Below are 6,737 nucleotides of genomic sequence, written 5' to 3'. Positions count from 1 at the left end.
CTCGACTTTGCGCTGGCGCGCCTGACCAGCGTTGTCGACAAGATGCTGATCTTCCCCGAGAACATGCTGGAGAACATGAACAAGTTCCCCGGTCTGATGATGAGTCAGCGCGTGTTACTTGCCCTGACCCAAGCCGGTGTCAGCCGCGAGGATGCCTACACCCTTGTCCAGCGCAACGCGTTGAAGGTCTGGGAACACCGCACGGATTTCAAAGAGGAATTGCTGGCCGATGCGGATGTGACCGCCGCCCTGAGCAAGGAAGAGATCGAAGAGAAGTTCGACCTTGGCTATCACACCAAGCATGTCGACACGATCTTTGCCCGGGTGTTCGCCGAAGGCTGACCTGCGGGGCTGACGACACGTCCGCCTTACGGTTTTCGCGCCCTAAAATATGCGGCGGAGGACACCTCCGCCTTACCCGCTTTCGCGCAGATTGCATGCAGTAAGGCGCATCACCATACGCCTGTTTGCGTTTTTCTTTGGCGGATCACCCTCTCTGGACTACCTTTGCCTCACCCAAGACAAAGGAGAGGACAGATGAAGACCAAGACCCTTGTGGTGGCACTGGCGTTCACCCTCGCCCCGACGCTGACATTCGCCATGGGCTGCAACTATGGCAAACACGAACAGCAAGCGATGTCCTGTGCAGAAGGCACGGTCTATGACGCGGACACAAACCGCTGTGTCACGGCGACCGGATAGCGCTCACGATTTCGTGATCGCATAAAAAGCGGAGGCGTCGGGTTGTCTCTGCATCATACCCGACGCATCCAATACGGAGACTTCCCATGCTGCGCACCCTGATCCTGACCACGGCCATCGCCCTCCCGCTGGCCTTGCCCACCAGCAGCTTTGCCGCAGGCGGCAACGACAACGCAAAACCCAAGAAAACCGAAACCACACAGAACTGCCTGCAGGCGCGCCAATGGGATCCCGACAAGAAGGCTTATGTCCGCTTTTCACAGCCCGTGAACGGTGTGTGGGACGCGACGATCGGCAAATGCGTGCGCCCCGACAAGACATCCTATCTGGATGCGGATGAGCTTTACAAAGCCGTGCGCGAACTGGCCTATGCAGGCCGCTACAACGAGGCCAACACCGTGCTCGACCAGATGCCAGATCAGGCCGAAGACCGCGTGCTGACCTATCGCGGCTTCACCGCCCGCAAGACCGGCCAACTTGAACTGGCCAACGTCTATTACCAGCAGGCCATCGACGCGAACCCCGACAACATTCTCGCCCGCTCCTACATGGGCCAAGGCAAGGTGGTCGAAGGCGACACCGTGGCAGCCATGATCCAGTTGCGCGAAATCCAGGCCCGTGGCGGAGCTGGCACCTGGGCCGAAGCCAGCCTGCGTGACGCGATCGAAACAGGGACCACGTACAACTACTGATCCCCAGTCTGGGTTGAGGGATTCTCAACCTTTGCCTGCCAAGAACGACATCAAATCGTTTCGAGGCAGGACATGACCGAACTGGTACCCGTGTCCGCCACCCTTGCCCCAGTGCAGCAGGGTGGCGGTTTTTCTTCTAGTCGCACGCCACTATCGCTGTCGCGTCGGGCCAAGGCCGCCATTGTCGTCCGTCTACTTCTGAACGAAGGGGCGGACATCGCACTCGAAGAATTGCCCGAAGACCTGCAAGCGCATCTGACCAAGGCGATGGGCTCCATGCGGGTGGTCGACCGGGACACGTTGCAGATGGTGGCGACGGAGTTCGCCGAAGAGGTTGAACGCATCGGCCTGAGCCTGCCGGGCAGCGTGGCTGGCGCCCTGGATGCTCTTGATGGCAAGATCAGCGCGCAAACAGCTGCGCGCCTGCGCAAAGAGGCTGGTGTGAAACGCGGCGGCGATCCCTGGCAGCGCATTCGCGAGATGGAACCAGACACCCTGTTGCCGGTTCTGGAAGAAGAAGCGGTGGAAATCGCGGCCGTCATGCTGTCGAAACTGAATGTGGATAAGGCAGCGCAGCTTCTGGGCCTGCTCCCCGGTCCGCGCGCACGCCAGATCACCTATGCCGTCTCGCAGACTGGGGCCGTCACGCCGGAAGCCGTGGAACGGATCGGCCTGTCGCTCGCCACCCAATTGGAGGCGCAGCCGGTGCGGGCGTTTGACAACGGGCCGGTTGAACGTGTCGGCGCCATCCTCAATTCATCGACCTCCACCACCCGGGACGAGATGCTTGCCGGGTTGGACGAAACGGACGAAGGGTTCGCGACCGCTGTTCGCAAGGCCATCTTCACCTTTGAAAACATCCCAACCCGAATTGAACCCCGCGATGTGCCGCGCATCTTGCGCAATGTCGAACAGGACGATCTGATCACGGCCTTTGCAGGGGCACCGGCGATGGGGTTCGACCCCTCTGTCGAGTTTGTCCTGACCAACATGTCTGCGCGCATGGCAGACCAGATGCGCGAAGAGGTGGAAGAGGCTGGCACGCCAAAACCGGCAGATGTCGAAGCGGCCATGGGCAATGTTGTCAAAGCGATCCGCGATATGGAGGCAAGCGGCGACCTCATGCTCATCGCCCAAGAGGAAGAGGAATAGGGCCGACACGATGCCTCACCATCATGCGCAACCTTACATCGTCTGAGGTCTGCTCGACGCAGGCGTTGCGCCAACGCGAAGCACTCCACACCCCTCACGGCACCGCGTAAGCGGCATGAATGCAAACGCATTCTTCCAATCCATCCCGTGCCATCCTACTGACCGTCACAGCCATCATTTGCTTTGGCATCATGGACGTAGCGGTCAAGGCGGTGTCACCCGCCACAGGCACCCTGCCTGCCTTGTGGGCACGCTACGCGGGACAAATGCTGATCGTGCTGATGCTGATCGCACCCCGCTTGCGACAGGTGGTGCGCAGCAGATACCCCAAGTTGCAAATCGCACGCTCCGTTGTCTTGATGCTGGCCATCTTCTTTTTCTTCTCGGCCCTTGGCCATATTGGTTTGGCCGAAGCAACCACTGTCATGGCGCTGAACCCCGTGTTGATCACATTAGGCGGAGCCTTGTTTCTGGGTGAGCAGCTCGGGCCGCGCCGCATTGGCGCCATTGTCGCCGCCCTTGTGGGCGCTCTGATCATCATTCGCCCGGGAACCGATGTGTTCCAACCTGCAGCCCTGTTGCCGCTTGTCGCGGCCTTTTGTTTTGCTGGCTACACGCTGATTACCCGGCGTGTCGGCCCAGATGAAGATGTCTGGACGTCCCTCTTCTACACCGGGCTGATCGGATCGGTCATCATCAGCGGTCTGGTGCCTTTTCACACGCCCTCCCTGACACTGTCAGCCATCGCACTGCTCGGGGTGATCGGTGTATTTGGCACGGTTGGTCAATTGATGCTGATCCGCGCGCTGTCGCAGGCCGAGGCGGGCCTGCTCGCACCCTTTAACTATGTTGGGCTGATCACAGCCTTGATCTGGGGGTTGGTCTTTTTCAATGAATGGCCTGACGCTGCCACGCTGATTGGCGCGCTTGTGATCGCAGGGGCCGGGATTTATGTCTGGCATCGGGAAACGCGGGCCAATTGACGGCACGCCCAGAACACGGACCTCGATGCGATACGATCCCGAAGACCTGCCCTGGCGCGTCAAGCTCGCCTACCTCGCCACCAACGCGGTGGCGCGCACCTGTATTGGGGCTGCCCTTGCTTTGCCATATCGCTGGCGCGTCCCATTCATGGGTTGGATCATGTCGCGCATTGTGGGGCCAGCCGCTGGCTTCCAACGCCGCGCAGTGGAACATGTGGCTTTTGCGATGCCCCACCTCCCGCATGCCGAACACGAGCGCATTGCGCGTGAAAGTCTTGGAAATGTCGGGCGCACACTGATCGAAAACTATTCGACACGCATCCTTCTGGACCGCCAGAAAGATGCCGCGATTGAGGGGCCCGGACTGCAAGCGATGGTCGACGCGGCCGACAATGGACAGCCGGTGATCCTCGTGACCGGACATTTCGGCAACTACGAAGCTTTGCGCGCCGCGCTCGTAGGGCGTGGTTTCGACGTGGGTGGGCTGTATCGTGATATGTCGAACCCGTACTTCAATGCCCACTACGTGCGCACCATGCAGGCATTTGGTGGACCTGTTTTTCCGCAGGGACGTAAGGGGACAGCAGGATTCGTGCGCCATCTCAAGGCCGGTGGCCAGCTTGTTCTGCTTTTCGATCAGCACGTTTTTCAGGCGCCGGTGCTGAATTTTCTCGGACACCCCGCGCACACAGCCGTCTCGGCGGCCGAGCTGGCTCTACGGTATAATGCTCTGCTGATCCCGTTTTATGGCATCCGAAAGGCCGACGGACTGACCTTTGACTGCGTCATGGAAGATCCGATACCGCACTCAGACCCAATGAAAATGACGCAAGCGATGAATGACAGCATCAGCGCACGCATCAGGGCAAATCCGGATCAATGGCTCTGGGTTGCGCGGCGCTGGCGGGTCAGAGCCCGCTGAACTGGAATTACCGAATTTGCGCCGCGGCCAGTATCGGGCCACTCAAACCCTGCTGAACCATCACGACCAAAGGCAGTTCACCAGGTGCGTCTGCTTCGATCTCAAGATCAGTGATGCCATCCCATTCCTGCAGGATTTTCCAATCCTCGGTGACATTGGCATAAGAAATTGTGTGGCCCGCGTTTTCGCCCCGTGTGATGCGCGCCGTGCGTTCGGGCGTATAGCGCAACATCTGCACAACCAGCGGTCCGTTCGAGGCGCTGCTTTGCGCCACGATCTGAACGCTGTCACCGCTGCGCGTGACATCCAAAGTAACCGGCGTCACTTTTTCCGCATATTCCATAATCAATCGCGACAATTCCATGGGCCGCGCACCGACTATGTCTGTCTGCCCGTTGATGATCATCTGCGGGGTGTAGATGGACCGGCGCCCCGCCTCGACAGCATAGCCCCGCTGACGCTTGGCATAGGCCGGGTCCGCAAACTCGTCCTTCCAGCCGATGTAGTCCCAGTAGTCCACATGCAAGGCCAGGGCGATCACGTCGTCCCGTTTGGCCAGTTCATGCATCAACTTGTCCGCCGGGGGGCACGACGAACATCCCTGAGAGGTGAACAGTTCGACCACCACGGGCGATTGCGCGGCGACGGGGCTGGTCAAGCTGGCGAAGGCCGCGAAGACAACGGGGATCAAACGATGCATCAAGGGGGCGTACTACCTGTTGTAGGTTGGGGTTCGTCCGGTACGGCTTAATTATGAGAGACTTTCCCAAACTGCCAATCAAGGTTTGTTGAGCATATGTGACAGCCCGATCACGACAATGCGTACAAAAACGGTATGCAACGGTATACAAAAACGGCGCGCACACCCTAAATGCAGTTGATCGCAGACGTCATTTCAGGGCATGACGAAACCAAGTCATTGCCCCATCCGTTTCAGGAAAGGAAGATAGCCCATGCCCATCACCGTAGGTCAAGACACCGCAAAGACGCGCAAGACGCTGACCGTTGGCGATCACTCCATCGACTATTACTCGATCCCCGCAGCCACGGATGCGGGTCTGGGCGACTTCTCAAACCTGCCTGCCGCCCTCAAGGTGGTGCTGGAAAACATGCTGCGGTTTGAGGACGGCAAGACCGTCAGCGTCGACGATATCAAGGCCTTTTCGGAATGGGGCGCCAAAGGCGGCAAAAACCCCCGCGAGATTGCCTATCGCCCTGCCCGCGTGCTGATGCAGGATTTCACCGGCGTGCCCGCCGTTGTGGACCTAGCCGCCATGCGTGACGGTCTGGTGGCCCTCGGCGGTGACCCGGAAAAGATCAACCCGCTGAACCCCGTTGATCTTGTCATCGACCACTCAGTGATGATCGACGAGTTCGGCAACCCCCGCGCCTTCCAGATGAACGTGGACCGCGAATACGAACGCAACATGGAACGCTACACCTTCCTCAAATGGGGGCAATCCGCTTTCAACAACTTCCGCGTTGTCCCCCCCGGCACCGGCATCTGCCACCAGGTGAACCTCGAATACCTCGCCCAGACCGTTTGGACCGACACCGACCAGAACGGAGCCGAGGTGGCCTATCCCGACACACTTGTCGGCACCGACAGCCACACCACCATGGTCAACGGCGCAGCTGTTCTGGGTTGGGGCGTTGGCGGGATCGAAGCCGAAGCCGCCATGCTCGGCCAACCTATTTCGATGCTGATCCCCGAAGTCATTGGTTTTGAGCTGACCGGCTCCATGATCGAGGGCACCACTGGCACTGACCTCGTGCTGAAGGTCGTGGAAATGTTGCGCGCCAAGGGCGTTGTGGGCAAGTTCGTCGAATTCTATGGCGAAGGTCTGGACCGCTTGCCACTGGCCGACCGGGCCACGATCGCAAACATGGCCCCCGAATACGGCGCCACCTGCGGCTTCTTCCCCATCGACAACGAAACCCTGCGCTACCTGCGCAACACAGGCCGGGACGAAGACCGCATCGCGCTAGTCGAAGCCTATGCCAAAGAAAACGGTTTCTGGCGAGGCGCAGACTATGCTCCGATCTACACCGACACCCTGCACCTCGACATGGGCACAATCGTGCCCGCCATTTCGGGCCCCAAACGCCCTCAGGACTATGTGGCCCTGACGGACGCCAAAACAGCCTTCCACAAGGAAATGGAAGAGACGTTCAAGCGTCCGATGGGCAAGGAAGTCGCAGTCGACGGCGAAGACTACACCATGGAATCCGGCAAGGTCGTGATCGCCTCGATCACCTCCTGCACCAACACCTCGAACCCCTATG

General features: G+C 59.6%; 7 protein-coding genes and 1 pseudogene. 7 read left to right on the top strand and 1 reads right to left on the bottom strand.

The genetic code is table 11. The annotated features are described in order from the left end of the window. From AC6RA8_RS20065 to AC6RA8_RS20040, 6 genes and pseudogenes are all read left to right on the top strand, one after another. Positions 1-342 (top strand): annotated as a pseudogene (locus tag AC6RA8_RS20065) (adenylosuccinate lyase); the annotation flags it as partial. A gap of 195 nt (positions 343-537) precedes the next feature. After that, entirely contained in the window at positions 538-702 is a 165-nt protein-coding gene (locus tag AC6RA8_RS20060; RefSeq protein ID WP_500355240.1) for a carbohydrate-binding module family 14 protein, read from the top strand. A gap of 86 nt (positions 703-788) precedes the next feature. Beyond that, complete coding sequence (locus tag AC6RA8_RS20055; protein ID WP_500355238.1) at positions 789-1,394, top strand: tetratricopeptide repeat protein; 606 nt, start codon at positions 789-791, stop codon at positions 1,392-1,394. Positions 1,395-1,466: 72 nt separating this feature from the next. Beyond that, entirely contained in the window at positions 1,467-2,546 is a 1,080-nt protein-coding gene (locus AC6RA8_RS20050) for a flagellar motor switch protein FliG (RefSeq protein WP_500355236.1), read from the top strand. A gap of 119 nt (positions 2,547-2,665) precedes the next feature. Further along, positions 2,666-3,529, top strand: a complete 864-nt coding sequence (locus AC6RA8_RS20045) for a DMT family transporter (RefSeq protein WP_500355235.1) — start codon at positions 2,666-2,668, stop codon at positions 3,527-3,529. Positions 3,530-3,554: 25 nt separating this feature from the next. Continuing rightward, the gene (locus AC6RA8_RS20040; RefSeq protein WP_500355233.1) at positions 3,555-4,451 is read left to right on the top strand and encodes a lysophospholipid acyltransferase family protein; all 897 of its coding nucleotides are present in this window, start codon (positions 3,555-3,557) and stop codon (positions 4,449-4,451) included. A gap of 7 nt (positions 4,452-4,458) precedes the next feature. Here the strand turns inward: AC6RA8_RS20040 and AC6RA8_RS20035 are convergent, their stop codons facing one another. Next, positions 4,459-5,151, bottom strand: a complete 693-nt coding sequence (locus AC6RA8_RS20035; protein WP_500355231.1) for a DUF1223 domain-containing protein — start codon at positions 5,149-5,151, stop codon at positions 4,459-4,461. 253 nt (positions 5,152-5,404) lie between these two features. Here AC6RA8_RS20035 and AC6RA8_RS20030 point away from each other — a divergent pair. Beyond that, a partial coding sequence (locus tag AC6RA8_RS20030; protein WP_500355229.1) for an aconitase family protein occupies positions 5,405-6,737 on the top strand: 1,333 nt, incomplete at its 3' end.

It is taken from the genome of Tateyamaria sp. (assembly GCF_059783535.1).
The sequence above is the reverse complement of the archived record's forward strand: the minus strand, read 5'-3'. Positions and strand labels throughout refer to the sequence as shown.